Below are 18,922 nucleotides of genomic sequence, written 5' to 3'. Positions count from 1 at the left end.
GCCGTTGTTTAACGCATTCGCAGGTGATCAGTCCTGACGGCTGGTCACTTCCAGCAGGTGGTAACCGAACTGGGTCTTGACCGGGCCCTGAACGGTGTTGACCGGTGCGCTGAAGACCACGGCGTCGAACTCCTTGACCATCTGGCCTGGGCCAAACGAACCCAGGTCGCCGCCCTGGCGGCTGGATGGGCAAGTGGAGTTGGCTTTGGCAACTTCAGCGAAATCAGTACCCGCTTCGATCTGCGCCTTGAGTTCGTTGCACTTGGCTTCGCTGGCAACCAGGATGTGGCGGGCAGTGGCTTTGGCCATGGGGAAATCTCCAATCAATGTTCAATAAAGTGCTGAGCCTACCGGATTCAGTGGTCTAATTCTTGTCAATCTGGTGATTGATTCGGTGTCGCCTTGCCGTCGGTCGAAAACCAACGCTCGATCCTTTCAGAGACCGATGAGCTTCAGGCGTTCGGCGTGCTCCAGATATAACCCCACCGGGTCGACGCCAGTGCGCACCAGGCCTGCCGTCTGGTTGATGCTGTCCATGTGGTCCATGGGGTGGTCGGAGCGCAGGACCGTGCCCAGGTGCGAACTGTAGCGACCGACCATGCCGTCGTTCTGCTCTGCCTCGCGGGTGAAGAAACCGGAAAAGCCGCGACAGAAGGCGTGTAGCGGATCAAGGGCATTCGCCCCTTCAGCCAGCAGATTGCGCTGCAACGTGCCGCTCCAGGAGTAGTAGCGAACGCCATTGACCTGTTCATCACCCTGGCCACCCCAGGTGTCTGGCAGGCCCTGCGGGTATTTGGCATTGAAGGCGGCAACGCCTTCGGTGGTCAGTGCGTTGAGGGCGGCCAGGGCGTCCTGCGGAATGTTCGGTTGGCCACTGGCAAAGCGCAGGAACTCGACAAACAAGGTCGAGGCGGCAACGGCAACTCGTTCGGGCAAGCGTCCCGGGGTCAAGGCCTTGCGCAGGCAGTCGGCCAGTTCCGAGCCGTGGTTCGGCCCGCTGACCGAGGTCATCGAGGCCACCTGCTGCGGCAGGGTGGCGGCTGCATAGCGTGCCGCCAGTGCGCCTTGGCTATGGCCGATCAGGTTGACCTTGCTCGCCCCGGTACCTGCCAGCACCCGCTCGATCTGGGTCTGCAATTGCTGGCCACGGGCTTCATTGCTGTGAGTGGCCGAGAGGCAGGGGATGAACACGTGGGCGCCAGCGTTCCTGAGGGCCTGTCGGATACCGTGGAACAGTTCGAGTTTGCCGATGCGGTCGAATCCGAAGAGACCGTGGACCAACATGATGGGGTATTGCGTGTCTGCATTCCGTTGCATACGCGTGCCTGTTTTCCGTAAGTTCGGGAGGGATGTTCACGTCCTCACTCTAATGCAGGTTCCCAATGGATCGATGTACGAAAAAGCCGCTGTCAGTTGTTGAAAGCGGAATAGAGGTGCGACGAATAATCAGGAGTGAAGGGGGTGTTCTGGGGCGGTCGCCATTGCGCCGTGGCCGGCGCAATGGCGGTCGAACGAAATGGCTTCAGGCACGCGTCGAGTGGCCGGGCTTGCGCAGTTTCAAGCTGGCACTGCGTAGCAACTGCTCGGTCGCGTCCCAGCCCAGGCAGCCGTCCGTCACCGACACACCGTAGCGCAGCGACGGGCTCAAGGGCTGGCAGCCTTCGAACAGGTGGCCTTCGATCATCATGCCGATCAGCGCGCGATTGCCGTTCAAGCGTTGCTCAAGCACGTCATTGAACACCGCCGGTTGGCGCAAGGGATCCTTGCCGCTGTTGGCGTGGCTGCAGTCGACCATGATGCGCGACGCCATTTTCAGCGTCTGCAGGTCTGCCTGTATGTGCGCGACATTCTGGCGGTCGTAGTTGGGGCCGCGGTGGCCGCCGCGCAGTACCAGGTGAGTGTCGGGGTTGCCCTGGGTCTGAATGATTGCCGGGTGCCCCTGGCTGTCGACGCCGAAGTGCCGGTGCGGATGAGCGGCCGAGCGCATGGCATCGGTGGCCACGCCAACGCCGCCGTCGGTACCATTCTTGAAACCGACCGGGATGCCCAGGCCGCTGGCCATTTCCCGATGGATCTGCGATTCGGTGGTGCGTGCGCCGATGGCGACCCAACTCAGCAGGTCGTCGAAGTAACTGGCGGCCATGGGTTGCAGCAGTTCGGTGGCGACGGGCAAGCCCAGGCGCAGCATTTCACGCATCAACTCACGCGAGAGCGTCAGGCCACCGACCATGTCGTCACTGCCGTCCAGGCGGGGGTCGTAGGCCAGGCCTTTCCAGCCGACCGTGGTGCGGGGTTTTTCGACGTAGGCGCGCATTACGATAAGCATTTCACCGCTGACGTCGGTGGCGAGTCGGGCGAGCTTTTCAGCGTATTCCAGGGCTGATTGCGGATCGTGGATGGAGCAGGGGCCAACGACGACCAGCAGGCGACTGTCTTCACCTTGCAAAATGGCGCGGACCGCTTGGCGGTGGGCGGCGACTTGCGCCGTCAGGGCATTGCTCAGTGGCAATTGCTGTTTGAGTTGCAATGAGCTGGGCAGGCGCTGGGTCAGCGCTTCATTGGCAGGGCTCAGGGTGGACAGTGGCAGAGCGGAGAGGGATGCGTTCATGTTCGGGCTTCCTTGGGCTGGCGGCGGGTTCTGTCCCGCGCGCTCGGCCCTACTGGGGTGTTCGACAATTGGCCGGATTGGCCTGGCGTGTGTGCTTGCCACCGGTGGGTGACCGATCGGAGGCGGCAGGCTGTCCCGAGCGGAGGCTGGTAAATCGCCAGGCGGAAAAACTGTCGTAACGGTAATAAGTGGCGTAGTTCATGTCGTAATTCCTTGAAGTCAGTGATGTCGCTAAAAAGGTGTGGCGCTAAAAAAACAAAACCCCCGGTCGGGAGGCCGACCGGGGGTTGAGAATTCTCTGGCAGGCGACCCCTTGAGTAGTGGCCGCCGTGTAGGTATCAGGCGCGCCAGCGGCTAAACCAATACCCAAAATAAAAGCTTGCCGGCGCACAGGCGTGATTCACCCGGGCAGCCGCAACCGAGCGCTGGGCGCTGGCGAGATGAAGCTGTGAAGGGGAATGCAACATGATCTGTCTCCGATGAATGCGCCGAGCTTACTTGAGGCGGGCACGCAGATTCAATCAGAAATTACTATCGACCCAACGTCCTGTCGCTATGGCTTAAGTCGCGCAACGCTTTGTGACAGACTTCGGGTTTGCCACGTGACACTCTTTCAGGGAAAGCAGGGATGACAACGCTGACTATCGCCGCAGCTCAATCGATCTCCATGGCCGGAGATCTCCAGGCCAATATTGCGCGGCATCAACACATGATCCAGGCCGCTGCCGAGCACGGCGTGCAACTGTTGGTGTTTCCCGAATTGTCACTGACCGGCTACGAGCGCGGGCTGGCGGCGGAACTGGCGATCGCCCCGCACTCCACGGTGTTGCAACCGCTGCGCGATCTGGCGCGGGAAGTGGGGGTGACGGCGGTGGTCGGCATGCCGATCCGGTTGAAGGCCGATGGGCCGGTACTGATCGGTGCGCTGGTGCTGGCGGCCGATGGCTCCCTGGGGGTCTACAGCAAGCAGCATTTGCACCCCGGCGAAGAAGTGGCGTTTGCGCCCGGCTCGGGTGGCTCGCTGCTGACCATGGCTGACGATCGGGTCGCGCTGGCGGTCTGTGCCGATTTTCCCCATGCCAGTCATGCCGCCGAGGCGGCGAACAACGGTGCGAACATTTACGCCGCCGGGGTGCTGATCACCCCGGGTGGCTATGCAGCGGATGCCGCGCAGCTCCAGGGCTATGCGGTCGAACATTCGATGGTGGTGCTGATGGCCAATCATGGCGGTGCAACCGGTGGCTGGGAGTCGGCGGGGCGCAGCGCCATCTGGGCGGCGGACGGTTCGCTGATCGCGGCGGACCCGGGTGTCGGCGAGTCATTGGTGATTGCGCGCCGAACGGCGGGTCTGTGGAGCGGGGCGGTGGTTCCGTTGCAAGGTGCCTGAGCGGGCGGTAGAGGGGCTGGCGCTGCGGTTGGCCACGGCGCAGCATGTGCCTTTTGCGCGAGACCTGGCGCGGCGGTCCATGCTTGCCTATTACATCCGTCACGACCTGCTTTGGCTCGATGAAGCCTTCGATGTCGCCTGGGCCGGCCGGGAAAACTGGCTGATTTGCCAGGATTCAGCGGTGCTGGGGTTTGTCAGCCTGAGTCGCGATTCGAAGGCGCTGTACATCCGCGAGTTGCACGTTGTCGAGGCCTCGCGCGGGCAGGGTATCGGTACCTGGGCGCTTGGTCAGGTTTTCTCCAGGGCTTGCCAGGAGTCCCATCCAGCGCTGCGCCTGACGGTGTTCGAGGACAACCCGGCGCAGGCGCTTTACCTGCGCCTGGGACTGCAGCAAGTCGGGCGGGACGCCTGCTTCCTGAGGATGGAGCGCCGATGTGCCCGCTGAGTTGTCTGCAAGGCCCTTAACTCAAGCCTTCCAAGATGTATTGAAACTGTTTAAATAACAGCTTGCTGCTAGGTCTGGCTGATCCTTTTTGCTAAGGTGTTCGGCAATCAATAAGAACATATCGCGGGGTGTCTGCTTGATTAGGGTGCTAGTAGTCGATGACCATGATCTCGTTCGTACAGGTATTACACGAATGCTGGCTGACATCGATGGCCTGCAAGTAGTCGGCCAGGCGGAGTCAGGGGAAGAATCCCTGCTCAAGGCGCGTGAACTGAAACCCGATGTGGTCCTGATGGACGTCAAGATGCCAGGCATCGGTGGCCTTGAAGCCACCCGCAAGCTGTTGCGCAGCCATCCGGACATCAAGGTCGTGGCGGTGACCGTGTGCGAGGAAGACCCTTTTCCTACGCGGCTGTTGCAAGCCGGCGCGGCGGGTTACCTGACCAAGGGCGCCGGTCTCAATGAAATGGTGCAGGCGATTCGCCTGGTATTCGCCGGCCAGCGCTACATCAGCCCGCAGATTGCCCAGCAACTGGCCATCAAGTCGTTCCAACCCAGCAATGATTCGCCCTTCGATGCGCTGTCGGAGCGGGAAATCCAGATCGCCCTGATGATTGTCGGCTGCCAGAAGGTCCAGATCATTTCCGACAAACTTTGCCTGTCACCCAAGACCGTGAACACCTATCGCTATCGCATTTTCGAAAAGCTTTCGATCAGCAGTGATGTTGAGCTGACACTGTTGGCGGTGCGTCACGGCATGGTCGACGCCAGCCTCTGACAATGACCGAATCGTTTGATCCCAGCGCCTTTCTCTCGACCTGCAGTGGGCGCCCGGGTGTGTATCGCATGTTCGACAGCGATGCGCGCCTGCTCTACGTGGGCAAAGCCAAGAACCTGAAGAAGCGCCTGGCGAGTTACTTCCGCAAGACCGGCCTGGCGCCCAAGACCGCCGCCCTGGTTGGCCGTATCGCCCAGGTCGAAACCACCATCACCGCCAATGAAACCGAAGCGCTGCTGCTCGAGCAGACGCTGATCAAGGAATGGCGGCCGCCCTATAACATCCTGCTGCGGGACGACAAGTCCTACCCCTATGTCTTCCTGTCGGATGGCGCATTTCCGCGCCTGAGCATTCATCGCGGGGCGAAAAAGGCCAAGGGCAAGTATTTCGGACCTTACCCCAGCGCGGGGGCCATTCGTGAAAGCCTCAGCCTGCTGCAAAAGACCTTCTTCGTTCGCCAGTGCGAAGACAGCTACTACAAGAACCGCACGCGGCCTTGCCTGCAGTATCAGATCAAGCGCTGCAAGGCGCCTTGTGTCGGCCTGGTGACGCCCGAAGACTATGCCGAGGATGTGCGGCACTCGGTGATGTTCCTCGAGGGCCGCAGCAACGCGCTCGCGGACGAACTGTCGGCGGGGATGGAGCAGGCGGCCAGTACCCTGGACTTCGAGCGGGCGGCCGAACTGCGTGACCAGATCGCCTTGCTGCGCCGGGTGCAGGACCAGCAGAGCATGGAAGGCGGTACGGGCGACGTCGACGTGGTGGCGGCGTTCACCAACCCGGGGGGAGCCTGCGTGCACCTGATCAGTGTGCGCGGTGGCCGCGTACTGGGCAGCAAGAACTTCTTCCCGCAGGTGGGTATTGAAGAAGACGTGGCCGAGGTCATGGCGGCGTTTCTTGGACAGTATTACATCACCAGTCCCGAGCGGGACTTGCCGAGCGAGCTGATCGTCAACGTGGTCCATGACGACTTCCCGGCCCTGATCGAGGCCATTCATGGGTTGCGCGGTCGCGAATTGACCATCAGCCACAGGGTGCGCGGTACCCGGGCACGCTGGCAGCAGTTGGCGGTGACCAATGCCGAGCAGGCCCTGGGCGCACGCTTGGCCAATCGTCAGCATGTGGCCGAACGGTTCGAGGCCCTGGCGCAAGTGCTCGACCTGGATGAACCGCCCCAGCGGCTGGAGTGCTATGACATCAGTCACTCCAGCGGTGAAGCGACAGTGGCTTCCTGCGTGGTGTTCGGGCCGGAAGGGCCGTTGAAGTCCGACTACCGTCGCTACAACATTGAAGGCGTCACGCCGGGGGACGATTACGCGGCGATGCACCAGGCGCTGACCCGACGCTTCAGCAAGCTCAAGGACGGCGAGGGTAAGTTGCCGGACATTTTGCTGGTGGACGGCGGCAAGGGCCAGTTGTCGATGGCCCGCGATGTGCTCAATGAACTGGCCGTTCCCGACCTGATTCTGCTGGGCGTGGCCAAGGGTGCCACCCGCAAGGCCGGATTCGAAACGCTCTACCTGAATGACGCCGCCCACGAATTTACCTTGCGCGGGGATTCGCCGGCGTTGCATCTTATCCAGCAGATCCGCGACGAAGCCCACCGCTTTGCGATCACCGGGCACCGGGCGCGACGCGGGAAAACCCGCCGAACCTCAACGCTGGAAGGGGTCGCGGGAGTGGGGCCGACCCGGCGCCGGGACCTGTTGAAACATTTTGGTGGATTGCAGGAGCTGTCTCGTGCAAGCATCGACGAGATCGCCAAAGCACCGGGGATCAGTAAAAAGCTTGCAGAGTTGATTTATGCAAACCTGCACAGCGAGTAGAATGCCAACTCACCTCGTAGCCAGTTGTGCCGATGAATATCCCTAATCTGATCACCGTTCTGCGCGTCCTGCTTATCCCGATCTTCATTCTGCTGTTCTATTTGCCGTATCACTGGAGCTACATCGCCTCGAGTTCAGTCTTCGCATTTGCTGCCGCGACCGACTGGCTGGACGGTTATCTGGCCCGTCGGCTGGAGCAGAGCACACCGTTCGGGGCGTTTCTCGACCCGGTGGCAGACAAGCTGATGGTCGCCGTGGCCTTGGTGCTGCTGGTACAGGAACATGCCAACCTGTGGCTGACACTCCCCGCAGCCGTCATCATTGGTCGCGAAATCGTCATCTCCGCCCTGAGGGAGTGGATGGCCGAGCTGGGTGCACGGGCACAGGTCGCCGTGTCGAACCTGGGCAAATGGAAAACCGCCGCGCAAATGCTGGCGCTGGTGATCCTGCTGGCCAACCCGTCGAACTTCAGTTTTTGGGTACTGGTGGGCTATTTCTTGCTGATGGTATCGGCAGGCCTGACCTTGTGGTCCATGGTGCAGTACCTGAGCGCCGCCTGGCCGCATCTGAAAACCGATGTGGAAAAGAAATAAAAGTTTTTTGAATCAAGGGGTTGACGCGTAATCTATTTTCTATAGAATACGCCACACCAAGACGCGGGAATAGCTCAGTTGGTAGAGCACGACCTTGCCAAGGTCGGGGTCGCGAGTTCGAGTCTCGTTTCCCGCTCCAAATACACAAAAACGCCACTCAATAGAGTGGCGTTTTTGTTTGTGCGCGATTTGTAGGCATCGGCCTGCTGATTTCAGTTGTCGCTGTTCTCCAGGTATTAGACGAGAGCAAATCGACCAAAGAGATGGACCCGCCACAACAGCGGGTCCAAAGGCGGATCAGAGTTTCGGCAGCTGTCCGATGCGACCCATCATCTCGGTCACAATCTGCAGGTCGAGCATGAACTGTTCGACGGTCTTGAACTCGTTGTCGTTGTGGCCGGTGTATTTGACGTCAGGCATGGCCAGGCCGAACTGCACGCCGTTGGGCAACTCATGGACCGAGGTGGCGCCGGCAGAGGTGCCGAACGTGTGTTCCATGCCAAGGTTTTCGCTGGCCACGGTAAGCAGGGCCTTGACCCATTCACCCTTGGGGTTGCGGTACATCGGCTCGGCGATCGAGTAGTCGAAGGCCGGTGCGATGTGGGTCTTCTGGCTCCAGGCGCCAAGCTTTTCGGCGATTTCGGTCTTGAGCGCTTCTGGGGACTTGCCCTTCGGCACGCGCAGGTTGACCGCGAGCTGGAAGGCGTTGTCATCCATCCCGACATAGGTCAGGGACGTGGTCAGCGGCCCCATGAAGGCATCGGAAAAGCCGACCCCCAATTTGCCGCCCAGGTAGTCCAGCCCCCAGTTGTCGGCGGCGTAGCGGGCGGCGTCGGTAATGTGGTTGTGCTTGAGCGCGACCTTGCCGTCGAGGCTGTTGATGAAGTCCAGCATCCTGGCCACCGGGTTGATGCCTGACTCGGGCTCGGAGGAGTGGGCGGAAACGCCGGTGACCGTGAGCTTGACGTCCTTGCCGACGACCTTGGCGCTCACCTCGAAGTTGCCGCCATTGCGCTGGACATAATCAGTACCTGCCTGCTGCAGGCTGGCGGCCAGTTCGGCGGGCTTGTCAGTCACCAGGGTGGCGATCGACGTCGACGGAATCTGGTTGGTTGCCAGGCCGCCCGTCATCGAGATGATTTCCGCGCCTTTACCCTCTGCGGTACGTCGGGCAAAGCTTGCCATGACGGTGCCGTAGCCTTTCTCGGCAATCACCACCGGGTAGCCGCCATCCAGCGCCAGGTTGTAGTTGGGTGTCGGGTTGCGTTCGAAGTAATAGGGGATGGCGTCGCCGGTGGTTTCCTCGGTGGTGTCGACCAGCAGCTTGAAATTCCGAGCCAGCGGCAGCTTCTCTTCCTTGATGATTTTCATGGCGTAGAGCGTCACCACGATGCCGTTCTTGTCATCCTCGGTGCCCCGGCCATACATGCGGTCGCCGACCAGGGTGACCTTGAACGGATCGAGTCGGGTGCCGTCTTTCAGGACCCAGTTCTCCGGGGTCACGGGCACCACATCGGCATGGGCGTGAATGCCCACGACTTCATCGCCGGCGCCTTCGAGGGAAATTTCATAGACGCGGTTGTCGACGTTGCGAAAGTTCAGGTCGAAGGCCTGGGCGAGGCCCTTGAGCTTGTCGGCGATCTTGATGAATTCGGGATTGTCGTGCTGGGCGACGCCATCCACGCGCACGGTCGGGATTGCCACCAGTTCGCGCAGGGTCTGGGTGGCAGCCGTGCCGTACTTCACCCGTGCATAGAGGCCCAGCAGGCGATGGATCTCGTTCTGCTGTTCGGGGGAAAGGGTCTTGTTGCCCTGGAAGGCACGGATTGTCAGGCCGAGGCTGTCGGTTTTGGCCAGGTCGCTCTTGGCCAGGCGTTCCAGGAACTGCCTGAAATCCGTTACCGATACGTCACTGAAGGTCTTGAGGATGGCCGCGCTCTGTTGCGGGGTGATGTTGGCGTGCGCTGACGTGGTGAACGACGACAGGCTGGCGAGCATCAGTGTGGTCGCGGCCAGGTGCTTGAGTGAAAAATCCATTGTTGGGGGCATTCCTTTGCAGGCAGTGAGTGAGAAATGTCTGATCGATGAAACAAAACATTTCAAAACTAACACCGCGAGGGAGCGATACGGGAGTCCCTGAAGTGGGATCTGTCGCACAGAAATGCAAAAGCGACGCAGAAACGAAAAAGTCCCTGCTTCGGGAAGAAGAGAAATCCGATGTTCCAACGGGTGGGTCACTCGAGGCGAGTCTCGCTTCCCGTGCCCGATACACAAAAACGCCACTCGATCGAGTGGCGTTTTAGAGCGTCGTCCTTCAGCGCCGCAAGGTATCGCGCGACGTGGAGCGACCCCGGTGTTCGCCGCGCGGCGCTTCAGGCCGTGTCAGGGCTTGACCGTCGTCAGCCCGGGCTCGGTCAGCGGTGCCGTACGGGCAATGACGCTGATGATGGTCAAGGCCGCAATCACCAACCCCGGCGAAGTTGCCAGCAGTACCCCGGCGGTGCCGGCCCCGGCCGCCAGGATCTGCCCCGCGGCCAAGGGGCCGGCCACTGAGCCCAGGCGACCGATGGCCACGGCTGCGCCGACGCCGGTGGCGCGCACCAGGGTTGGGTAGGACGGCGGTGCGAGGGCGTACAGCACCAGTTGCGCAGCCATCACAAACAGCCCCGCGGCAAACCCGGCGATGCCCATGGGCACGATGCCCACCGACAGGCCGACCCCGGTCAGCGCCGCCAGCAATCCGGCGTAGATAAACAGCACCACCTTGATGCCGTTGCAGCGATCCAGCAGCAGCCCGCCGAGCAGCGAGCCGAGGGCGCCACCGATGTTGAACAGCATCTGCACCAGGCCGGCCTGGGGTTTGGTGAAACCTTGTTCCAGCAGCAGCGACGGCAGCCAGTTGAGCAGCATGTACATCACCGTTAAGGTGAAGAAGTAGCTCAGCCACAAGGCTAGCGTGACGCGGGCCCGGCCTTCGCCGAACAGTGCCCGGCCGGTCGAGGTGTGCGCCACGCGGGCGTTGCCTTGTTGCAGGCGAAAGGCGCTGGACTCGGGCAGCAGCAGGATCATCAGTGGCACCACCAGCAAGGGCGCGAGGCCGCCGATGATGAAGGTCGCCTGCCAGTGATCGGTGAACAGCATGGCAACCACTGCTGCCAGGGCGCCCCCCAGCGGCACGCCGGCATACATGATGCTAATGGCGGTGCCGCGACGTTGCTCGCCCACGGCTTCGGCACACAGCGCGATCAGGTTGGGCAGGGCGGCGCCCAGGCCCAGGCCGGTCATGAAGCGCGCCAGTAGCAGGCTGGAGAAGCTGCCGACGTAGGCGGTGCTGAGGGAGAACACGCCGAACAGCAGCACGGCGCCGATCAGGATTTTCTTGCGGCCGATGCGATCGGCGATCCAGCCACCGAAGAACGCACCGGGCAGCAGGCCGATGATGCCGGCACTGAACACCCAGCCCATCATTTTCGGGTCCAGGGCAAAGGTCTGACGCAGGCCCGCGGCGGCAGTGCCGGCGGCTTGCAGGTCGAAGCCTTCGATCAGTGCAACGATAAAACACAGGGCAATGGTCAACGTCGTGCGACGTGATGGGGTGTCCATGGCGAACCTCATTATTGTTTTTGTTGGGGCTGACAGGTGAAGCAAGCAGGCCTGCATCAGGCGATGGTGGGCTGGAATTAAGATTAACAAATACAACTAAAAAATGAACGATCCTGAGTCATGCCTAAAAAAGTATATAAATTACTTTTAAATCAATTAGATGGCATTCATAGACAGGTTTGTCTTTAAAATAGATAACAATATTAATGTTCGATTATCGGTCGCTACGGATTGACGCCAGCCCTCGGCTGTTTCCATTCTCTGGCCGCAGACACCCGGGACAACCCGGGTCTCACGCTTAAAAAAACAACAACAAAGAGTGGACATCGAACATGCCAAATCCCCCTCGGGACGCCCTTGCGGCGACCCCTGCCTTACCTGTTCGCGCACCATGCCTGGCCATGTTGGGCTTGAGTGTGATTGCCAGCCCGGCGCTGGCAGAGGGCTTCATGGACGACAGTCACGGCACCCTGACCCTGCGCAATTACTACCTGGATCGGGAGTACAAGGACGAAGGGGCGAAAACCGCGGCCCGGGAATGGGCCCAGGGGTTCATCATGAATGTGGAGTCGGGGTACACCCCCGGGACAGTCGGCTTCGGCCTGGACGCCCGGGGATTGCTGGGGGTCAAGCTGGACTCCGCGCCACACCGCAGTGGCACCGAGTTGTTGCCGGTGTCCAGCAGCGACAAGCGTGCGGCGGACGAGTACTCGCGCCTGGCCATGACCGGCAAGTTTCGCGTTGCCCAGACCACGGTGAAGTCCGGCGATGTCTCGATCTTCCTGCCGTTCGCCTTTGCCAGCCCGTCGCGGCTGTTGCCGCAGACGTTTCGCGGCACCACCCTCAGTTCCAGGGACATCGATGGGCTGATCCTCAACACAGGCTACATCGATCGCATCAACAAGCGTGATTCCACCAACTACCAGGCGATGAGCATTGCTTCGCCGAACCGGCGTTTCAATGGCGCGGCCACCACTTCGCACATGGCATATGTCGGCGGCGATTACCAGGTGAACGAGGACCTCAGCCTGCGCGCCTATCACGCCGAGGTGGCCGAGCTGTACCAGCAGAACACCCTGGCCCTGCTGCACAATCTGCCCGTGGGCGAGGGCGTACTGACCAGCGACCTGCGCAGCTTCTTCAGTGATGAAGACGGCAGTGCCAAGGCCGGTAAGGTCGATAACCGGAACCTTTCGGCGCTGTTTGGCTATCGCCTGGGCGGTCATCGAGTGAGCCTGGGCTACATGCACGCCAGTGGTGACACGGCGACGCCCTATGTGTCGGGCACCGAGTTGATGGGCATGAGCGAGTTGACCATGAGTTCGGACTTTCTCAACGCCAAGGAGCGGACTTGGCAGGCGATCTACGACTATGACTTTGCCGCCGCCGGGGTGCCTGGCCTCAAGAGCCGGCTGCGCTATGTGCGCGGTGACCATATCGAACTGGCGGCCCTGAATGCCGACGACCGCAAGGAGCGAGAGTTCCAGATGGAGCTGGGATATGTGATCCAGAGTGGTCCGCTGAAAAACCTCGGGCTGTTGGCGCGCAAGTCGATCTATCGCAATGACTTCCCCTCTGGCGCGGCGTTCCGCGATGAAAACCAGACCCGTTTCCAGGTGCTGTACAGCGTGCCGATCTGGTAAGGGAGCCCTGCCCAGAGGGCTGTCGCCGGTCGTTCCTCGCGGTGGGGAGCGTGCCGGCGTTTTGGGTTATGCCTGGTAGACCTTTCTCAGCAGCCTGAGCAGTTCGTCCCGTTCCTGGCTGTCGAGGGCGGACGTGGATTCCTGGTCGCTCTGGGCGGCGATCTGTTTCAGCTCCTTGAGCAGGGCCTCGCCGGTCTTGCTGAGAAAGATCCCGTAGGAGCGCTTGTCCGGCTTGCAGCGCACCCGCACCGCCAGCGCCCGTTCTTCCAGCTTGTTGAGCAGTGGCACCACTTGCGGCGGCTCGATGGCCAGCGCCTTGGCCAGGTCAGCCTGCATCAGCCCCGGGTGCTGTTCGATGATCGCCAGGGCCGAGAATTGTGCCGGCCGCAGGTCGTAGGCCGAGAGCCGGCCAATCAGGTTCTGGAACAGTTTCAACTGTGCCCGGCGCATGGCGTAGCCGATCAGGTCGTCCAGGGCGGCGTCCAGTGGCGCCTGGGTTTCGGTGGCGGCGGCCGGGGCCTGGGGGGCAGCGGCAATCGTGGAAGACTTGGCCATGACAGGGTCAATCCTCGGGCTGGCGGTTAAGAAGACTATCTAGTTTGCCGAGTTTGGCCGGGGATAGCCATGAGCATTGTCATATATCCGGGTTCCTGGCTCGGTTCATGGGTTGAAAATGCTTTGTTAAAATTGTTAATAGTTAATTGACATAACTAATTCTCCGGTTTAGTTTTTGCTCATCTTCAAACCCAGAACAAGAGAGAGCATCGCCATGAGCAACTACGAAGGTCGCTGGACAACGGTCAAGGTGGAAATCGACGAAGGCATCGCCTGGGTCATCCTCAACCGCCCGGAAAAACGCAACGCCATGAGCCCGACCCTGAACCGCGAGATGATCGACGTTCTGGAAACCCTGGAACAGGATCCGGACGCTGGCGTGCTGGTGCTCACCGGTGCCGGCGATGCCTGGACTGCGGGCATGGACCTCAAGGAATACTTCCGCGAAGTGGATGCCGGTCCGGAAATCCTTCAGGAAAAAATCCGTCGCGAAGCCTCTCAGTGGCAATGGAAACTGCTGCGCATGTACGCCAAGCCGACCATCGCCATGGTCAACGGCTGGTGCTTCGGTGGCGGTTTCAGCCCGCTGGTGGCCTGTGACCTGGCGATCTGCGCCGACGAGGCGACCTTCGGCCTTTCGGAAATCAACTGGGGCATCCCGCCGGGCAACCTGGTGAGCAAAGCCATGGCCGACACCGTGGGGCATCGCCAGTCGCTGTACTACATCATGACCGGCAAGACCTTCGGCGGGCAGAAAGCCGCCGAGATGGGCCTGGTCAATGAGAGCGTGCCCCTGGCGCAACTGCGCGAAGTGACCCTCGAACTGGCGCGCAACCTGCTGGAGAAAAACCCGGTGGTGCTGCGAGCGGCCAAGCATGGTTTCAAACGTTGCCGCGAACTGACCTGGGAGCAGAACGAGGATTACCTCTACGCCAAGCTCGACCAGTCGCGCCTGCTGGACACCGAAGGCGGTCGCGAACAGGGCATGAAGCAGTTCCTCGACGACAAGAGCATCAAGCCTGGTTTGCAGACGTACAAACGCTGACCCCCGGCGGTGCACGGAGGGCAGGCTGGCCGGGTGATCGAACGCCCGTCAGCGCTTGGCCCCGGTGCTCCCCTCGAACGTATTCCCGACAAAGACAATAAAGAGGAATTCCCATGCTGGACGTGCCCCTGCTGATTGGCGGCCAGTCGTGCCCCGCCCGTGACGGTCGAACCTTCGACCGGCGTAATCCGGTGACCGGTGAAGTCGTGTCGCGGGTGGCCGCCGCCACCCTGGAAGATGCCGATGCCGCCGTGGCCGCGGCCAAGGCGGCGTTTCCGGCCTGGGCGGCCCTGGCCCCCAATGAACGACGCACCCGGCTGCTGCGTGCGGCCGAACAGCTGCAGGCCCGCAGCGCGGAGTTCATCGCGGCGGCCGGCGAGACCGGCGCCATGGCCAACTGGTACGGCTTCAACGTGCACCTGGCGGCCAACCTGTTGCGCGAAGCCGCCTCCCTGACCACCCAGATCAACGGCGAGGTCATTGCGTCCGATGTCCCCGGCAGTTTCGCCATGGCCCTGCGGCAGCCTTGTGGCGTGGTGCTGGGTATCGCGCCGTGGAATGCGCCGGTGATCCTCGCCACCCGTGCCATCGCCATGCCGTTGGCCTGCGGCAACACCGTGGTACTCAAGGCCTCGGAACTGAGCCCGGCGGTGCACCGGCTGATCGGCCAGGTATTGCAGGACGCGGGCCTGGGCGATGGCGTGGTCAACGTCATCAGCAACGCGCCCGCGGATGCCGCGGCCATAGTCGAGCGGTTGATCGCCAACCCGGCGGTGCGTCGGGTCAACTTCACCGGCTCGACCCATGTCGGGCGCATCGTCGGTGAACTGTCGGCGCGGCATCTCAAGCCGGCCTTGCTGGAGCTGGGCGGAAAAGCGCCGTTCCTGGTGCTGGACGACGCTGATCTGGAGGCTGCGGTGCAAGCCGCTGCCTTTGGCGCCTACTTCAACCAGGGGCAGATCTGCATGTCCACCGAGCGCCTGATCGTCGACACCCAGGTGGCCGATGCCTTTGTCGCCCGGCTGGCGGAGAAGATCGCCACCTTGCCGGCGGGCAACCCGGATGCCGGGGATTCAGTCCTCGGTTCCCTGGTGGACGCCAGCGCCGGCGAGCGCATCAAGGGGTTGATCGACGATGCCCTCGACAAGGGCGCCACCCTGGTCACGGGCGGCCAGTTGGAAGGCAGCATTATGCAACCGACCTTGCTCGATGGCGTCACGGCTGCCATGCGCCTGTACCACGAGGAGTCCTTCGGCCCGGTGGCCGTAGTGCTACGAGCCGAGGGCGATGAAGAACTTCTGCGCCTGGCCAACGATTCCGAGTTCGGCCTGTCGGCGGCGATCTTCAGTCGCGACACCAGCCGCGCCCTGGCCTTGGCCCAACGGGTCGAGTCAGGCATCTGCCATATCAACGGCCCGACCGTGCACGACGAGGCGCACATGCCGTTCGGCGGGGTCAAGTCCAGCGGTTACGGCAGTTTTGGCGGCAAGGCGGCCATCGAGCAGTTCACCCAGTTGCGTTGGGTCACCTTGCAGAACGGTGCACGGCACTACCCGATCTGAGCATCCGTCGCACCGTCGGGTGACGAACGCTTGCGAGCGTTCGCCGCCCGCGTGCCAGCCAGACATAACAATAACAAGGCTGCAGCCACCGGCTGCCACGCACCTGGTCGAACTGCTGTGCAGCGGACCGGAGACGTGCCTTGATGGAGGACAAGCACGTGAGTTCCGAATTCAGATCGCCACCCCAGGCCGAGGCCCGCGTACCGCGTTATCGCCAGGTGTCCATCGGCCATCCGGCGGTCGAGGTCAGCGAAGCGCAGGGCGTCCTGCACATGCGTTCCCTGGAACCCTTGGCCGAATTGCCCAGGCGCCTGCTGGACCGTCTGCTGCATTGGGCGCAAGTTCGCCCGCAACAGACCTTTATCGCGGCGCGCCAGGCCGGGGGTGACTGGCGCCGGGTCAGCTACGCCGAGATGCTCGCCAGCGTCCGCGCCATTGCCCAAAGCCTGCTGGGCTACGGCCTGTCAGCCGAGCGCCCCTTGGCGCTGTTGTCGGGCAATGACATCGAACACCTGCAGATCGCGCTGGGCGCCATGTATGCCGGTATTCCCTATAGCCCGATTTCGCCGGCCTATTCGTTGCTGTCCCAAGACTTCGCCAAGTTGCGGCATGTCTGCGATCTGTTGCAGCCCGGGCTGGTGTTCGTCAGCGACGCCGCCGCCTACCAGCGAGCGATCGGCGCAGTGTTGCCCAGTGAGACGCCGCTGATTACCGTTCGCGGCGAAGTGGCGGGGCGGCGACAGACTCCCTTTGCCAGTCTGCTGCAACACCCCGGTGGCCGCGAAGCCGAAGCGGCGTTTGCTGCCACCGGCCCGGACAGCATCGCCAAGTTCCTCTTTACCTCCGGCTCCACCAAGCTGCCCAAGGCGGTGGTCACCACCCAGCGCATGCTCTGCGCCAACCAGCAGATGCTGTTGCAGACTTTCCCGGTGTTCGGCGAAGAGCCTCCGGTGCTGGTGGACTGGCTGCCGTGGAACCACACCTTCGGCGGCAGCCACAACGTCGGCATCGTGCTGTACAACGGTGGCACCTTTTACCTGGACGACGGCAAGCCCACCGCCCAGGGGTTTGCCGAGACACTGCGCAACCTCAAGGAAATCTCGCCCACCGCCTACCTGACCGTGCCCAAGGGCTGGGAAGAACTGGTCAGCGCCCTGGAGCAGGACGGCGAGTTGCGCGAGCGTTTCTTCGCGCGCATGAAGCTGTTCTTTTTCGCCGCCGCCGGTTTGTCCCAGCGGATCTGGGATCGCCTGGACCGGGTCGCCGAGCAGCATTGTGGCGAACGTATTCGCATGATGGCCGGGCTCGGCATGACCGAGGCGTCACCGTCCTGCACCTTCACCACCGGGCCACTGTCCATGGCCGGCTATGTCGGCCTGCCTGCCCCGGGTTGTGAGGTGCGGCTGGTGCCGGTGGACGGCAAGCTGGAAGGACGCTTTCGCGGGCCGCATATCATGCCCGGCTACTGGCGTGCGCCGCAGCAGACCGCCGAGGTGTTCGACGAACAGGGCTACTACTGTTCCGGCGATGCGCTGAAACTGGCCGACGCCTGTGATCCGCAACTGGGGTTGATGTTCGACGGGCGCATCGCCGAAGACTTCAAGCTCAGCTCGGGGGTCTTTGTCAGCGTCGGCCCGATGCGCAATCGCGCGGTGCTTGAAGGTTCGCCCTATGTCCAGGACCTGGTGGTGGCCGCGCCGGACCGCGAGTGCCTGGGGGCCCTGGTCTTCCCGCGGCTGTACGAATGCCGACGCCTGTCCGGCCTGGCCCCGGACGCCAGCGATGCCGAGGTCCTGGCCAGCGCGCCGGTGCGCCAGTGGTTCGCCGAGTGGCTGCAACGGCTCAACCGCGACGCCAACGGTAATGCCAGCCGCCTGGAGTGGATCACGCTGCTGGACGAGCCGGCCTCCATCGACCGCGGTGAAATCACCGACAAGGGCTCGATCAACCAGCGCGCGGTGCTGCAGTGGCGCGCCGACAAGGTCGAAGCGCTGTATCGCGGCGAGGAGCCTTCCATCCTGCGTGCCGGTTCTCAGTCGTGAGCGGCGTGGGGCAGGGCACTGCGGTGTCCTGGCCCCACTCAGGCAGTTGAGTGCCGTAGGTGTTGATCAATACGGCTACTCGCGCGATTGGGCGGAGCTCAGTAATTCTCATTGTTTTTCACTTGATCGGTTGTCGACGCGTGTACTCCGGCATTAGCAATGGCGCGAGGAAACCGCGGTTCATAGCACAGCAACAGTGACACCCAATGCGCGCAGGCATGAATCAGGATCAGCGGGAGTAACAGCAGGTGGACCGGTATGAAAATCCACAAGGCCGGCGTCTTGATAACGCCAGTGTCCAGGCGCCAGACAGCGCTGAGGGAGTGCCAAGGCCAGGGAAACCTGGGCAGTAACCGTTCAGGCGCGGGCGCGGCCTCGGGGCCGTCTTCCATGTAGCGCCGGATGTACTCCCAGAAGGCCAGTAACTCAGAGGCATTGCGGGTCGGCTTGCCAACGAGGGTCATCTCGAAATCGTCCTTGGGATTGCCGTCGGCGTCAGACACCGCGTGGTATTCCTTTTCCCAGCCCAGCAGGACAAACCCACCGGTGCCGTCCAGTTCGGACATGTCGGGGTTGATGCAGACGTCGGTCTTGTCCCAGTCCAGCGCCATTCGCTCGCTCATGGCGCCGTCCGTGACTCCAGGTCCATCTCAGCAGGCCACATCACTTTGGGGGCGAGGCGTCGGGCGAGGTTGAAACTCACGTCCTCGTTGTTCCAGTCGCGGGGCGGGTAGGGGAAGGTCGGCAGGGCATGCGGGCCTTGCTGCATGAAGAGCTGGGCCATGGCCCAGTACATCTCGCCTTGCTGGATTTCGTGGGCGAATAGAAAGCGATC

The 18,922-nt window shown here is 62.1% G+C and carries 16 protein-coding genes, 1 tRNA gene and 1 pseudogene; 10 read left to right on the top strand and 8 right to left on the bottom strand.

The window, feature by feature from the left end; all coding sequences use genetic code 11:
- Positions 1–27: 27 nt before the first annotated feature.
- The 3 genes from AC3WQN_RS20330 to AC3WQN_RS20320 form a co-directional block, all read right to left on the bottom strand.
- Positions 28–309: a peptidylprolyl isomerase gene (locus AC3WQN_RS20330; RefSeq protein ID WP_095079598.1), complete on the bottom strand. Its 282-nt coding sequence runs from the start codon at positions 307–309 to the stop codon at positions 28–30.
- A gap of 126 nt (positions 310–435) precedes the next feature.
- Positions 436–1,317: a lipase family alpha/beta hydrolase gene (locus AC3WQN_RS20325; protein WP_103401594.1), complete on the bottom strand. Its 882-nt coding sequence runs from the start codon at positions 1,315–1,317 to the stop codon at positions 436–438.
- Positions 1,318–1,522: 205 nt separating this feature from the next.
- On the bottom strand, positions 1,523–2,608 hold the full coding sequence (locus AC3WQN_RS20320) for a 3-deoxy-7-phosphoheptulonate synthase (RefSeq protein ID WP_103401595.1): 1,086 nt from the start codon (positions 2,606–2,608) through the stop codon (positions 1,523–1,525).
- Positions 2,609–3,236: 628 nt separating this feature from the next.
- On the opposite strand from AC3WQN_RS20320, the gene AC3WQN_RS20315 reads away from it, so the two are divergent.
- From AC3WQN_RS20315 to AC3WQN_RS20290, 6 genes are all read left to right on the top strand, one after another.
- Positions 3,237–3,995, top strand: coding sequence for a carbon-nitrogen hydrolase family protein (locus AC3WQN_RS20315; protein ID WP_103401596.1), 759 nt, complete (start codon positions 3,237–3,239; stop codon positions 3,993–3,995).
- Between the two features lie 79 nt (positions 3,996–4,074).
- On the top strand, positions 4,075–4,440 hold the full coding sequence (locus AC3WQN_RS20310) for a GNAT family N-acetyltransferase (protein ID WP_103401597.1): 366 nt from the start codon (positions 4,075–4,077) through the stop codon (positions 4,438–4,440).
- Between the two features lie 136 nt (positions 4,441–4,576).
- Complete coding sequence (gene gacA / locus AC3WQN_RS20305) at positions 4,577–5,218, top strand: response regulator transcription factor GacA (RefSeq protein WP_071555134.1); 642 nt, start codon at positions 4,577–4,579, stop codon at positions 5,216–5,218.
- A 2-nt stretch (positions 5,219–5,220) separates the two neighbouring features.
- Positions 5,221–7,044, top strand: a complete 1,824-nt coding sequence (gene uvrC, locus AC3WQN_RS20300) for an excinuclease ABC subunit UvrC (protein ID WP_103401598.1) — start codon at positions 5,221–5,223, stop codon at positions 7,042–7,044.
- 32 nt (positions 7,045–7,076) lie between these two features.
- Positions 7,077–7,637, top strand: a complete 561-nt coding sequence (gene pgsA / locus AC3WQN_RS20295) for a CDP-diacylglycerol--glycerol-3-phosphate 3-phosphatidyltransferase (protein ID WP_095079609.1) — start codon at positions 7,077–7,079, stop codon at positions 7,635–7,637.
- Positions 7,638–7,700: 63 nt separating this feature from the next.
- Positions 7,701–7,776 (top strand) — tRNA-Gly (locus AC3WQN_RS20290).
- A 158-nt stretch (positions 7,777–7,934) separates the two neighbouring features.
- Here the strand turns inward: AC3WQN_RS20290 and AC3WQN_RS20285 are convergent.
- Together AC3WQN_RS20285 and mhpT are read right to left on the bottom strand one after the other, a co-directional pair.
- On the bottom strand, positions 7,935–9,674 hold the full coding sequence (locus AC3WQN_RS20285; protein ID WP_103401599.1) for a dipeptidase: 1,740 nt from the start codon (positions 9,672–9,674) through the stop codon (positions 7,935–7,937).
- Positions 9,675–10,019: 345 nt separating this feature from the next.
- Positions 10,020–11,240 carry a 3-(3-hydroxy-phenyl)propionate transporter MhpT gene (gene mhpT / locus AC3WQN_RS20280; RefSeq protein ID WP_103401600.1) on the bottom strand — a complete coding sequence of 407 codons (1,221 nt, stop codon included), beginning with the start codon at positions 11,238–11,240 and terminating at the stop codon, positions 10,020–10,022.
- Positions 11,241–11,572: 332 nt separating this feature from the next.
- Here mhpT and AC3WQN_RS20275 point away from each other — a divergent pair, with 332 nt between their 5' ends.
- Positions 11,573–12,883, top strand: a complete 1,311-nt coding sequence (locus tag AC3WQN_RS20275) for an OprD family porin (RefSeq protein ID WP_103401601.1) — start codon at positions 11,573–11,575, stop codon at positions 12,881–12,883.
- A gap of 66 nt (positions 12,884–12,949) precedes the next feature.
- Here the strand turns inward: AC3WQN_RS20275 and AC3WQN_RS20270 are convergent, their stop codons facing one another.
- Entirely contained in the window at positions 12,950–13,438 is a 489-nt protein-coding gene (locus AC3WQN_RS20270) for a MarR family winged helix-turn-helix transcriptional regulator (protein WP_103401602.1), read from the bottom strand.
- A gap of 214 nt (positions 13,439–13,652) precedes the next feature.
- Between AC3WQN_RS20270 and AC3WQN_RS20265 the strand changes: the two genes are divergently transcribed.
- From AC3WQN_RS20265 to AC3WQN_RS20255, 3 genes are all read left to right on the top strand, one after another.
- Positions 13,653–14,483 carry a p-hydroxycinnamoyl CoA hydratase/lyase gene (locus AC3WQN_RS20265; RefSeq protein WP_103401603.1) on the top strand — a complete coding sequence of 277 codons (831 nt, stop codon included), beginning with the start codon at positions 13,653–13,655 and terminating at the stop codon, positions 14,481–14,483.
- Positions 14,484–14,596: 113 nt separating this feature from the next.
- Positions 14,597–16,045, top strand: coding sequence for an aldehyde dehydrogenase (locus AC3WQN_RS20260; RefSeq protein WP_103401604.1), 1,449 nt, complete (start codon positions 14,597–14,599; stop codon positions 16,043–16,045).
- 158 nt (positions 16,046–16,203) lie between these two features.
- The gene (locus AC3WQN_RS20255) at positions 16,204–18,087 is read left to right on the top strand and encodes a feruloyl-CoA synthase (RefSeq protein WP_103401606.1); all 1,884 of its coding nucleotides are present in this window, start codon (positions 16,204–16,206) and stop codon (positions 18,085–18,087) included.
- A 98-nt stretch (positions 18,088–18,185) separates the two neighbouring features.
- Here the strand turns inward: AC3WQN_RS20255 and AC3WQN_RS20250 are convergent, their stop codons facing one another.
- Positions 18,186–18,710 (bottom strand): DUF6708 domain-containing protein, encoded by a 525-nt coding sequence (locus AC3WQN_RS20250; protein ID WP_146038389.1) that lies wholly within the window; start codon positions 18,708–18,710, stop codon positions 18,186–18,188.
- A pseudogene (locus AC3WQN_RS20245) lies at positions 18,707–18,922 on the bottom strand (DUF6708 domain-containing protein); the annotation flags it as partial. The pseudogene AC3WQN_RS20245 and the gene AC3WQN_RS20250, both read right to left, overlap by 4 nt.

This window comes from Pseudomonas sp. FW300-N1A1 (assembly GCF_058789115.1).
This window is presented reverse-complemented; position numbering and strand designations above follow the sequence as displayed.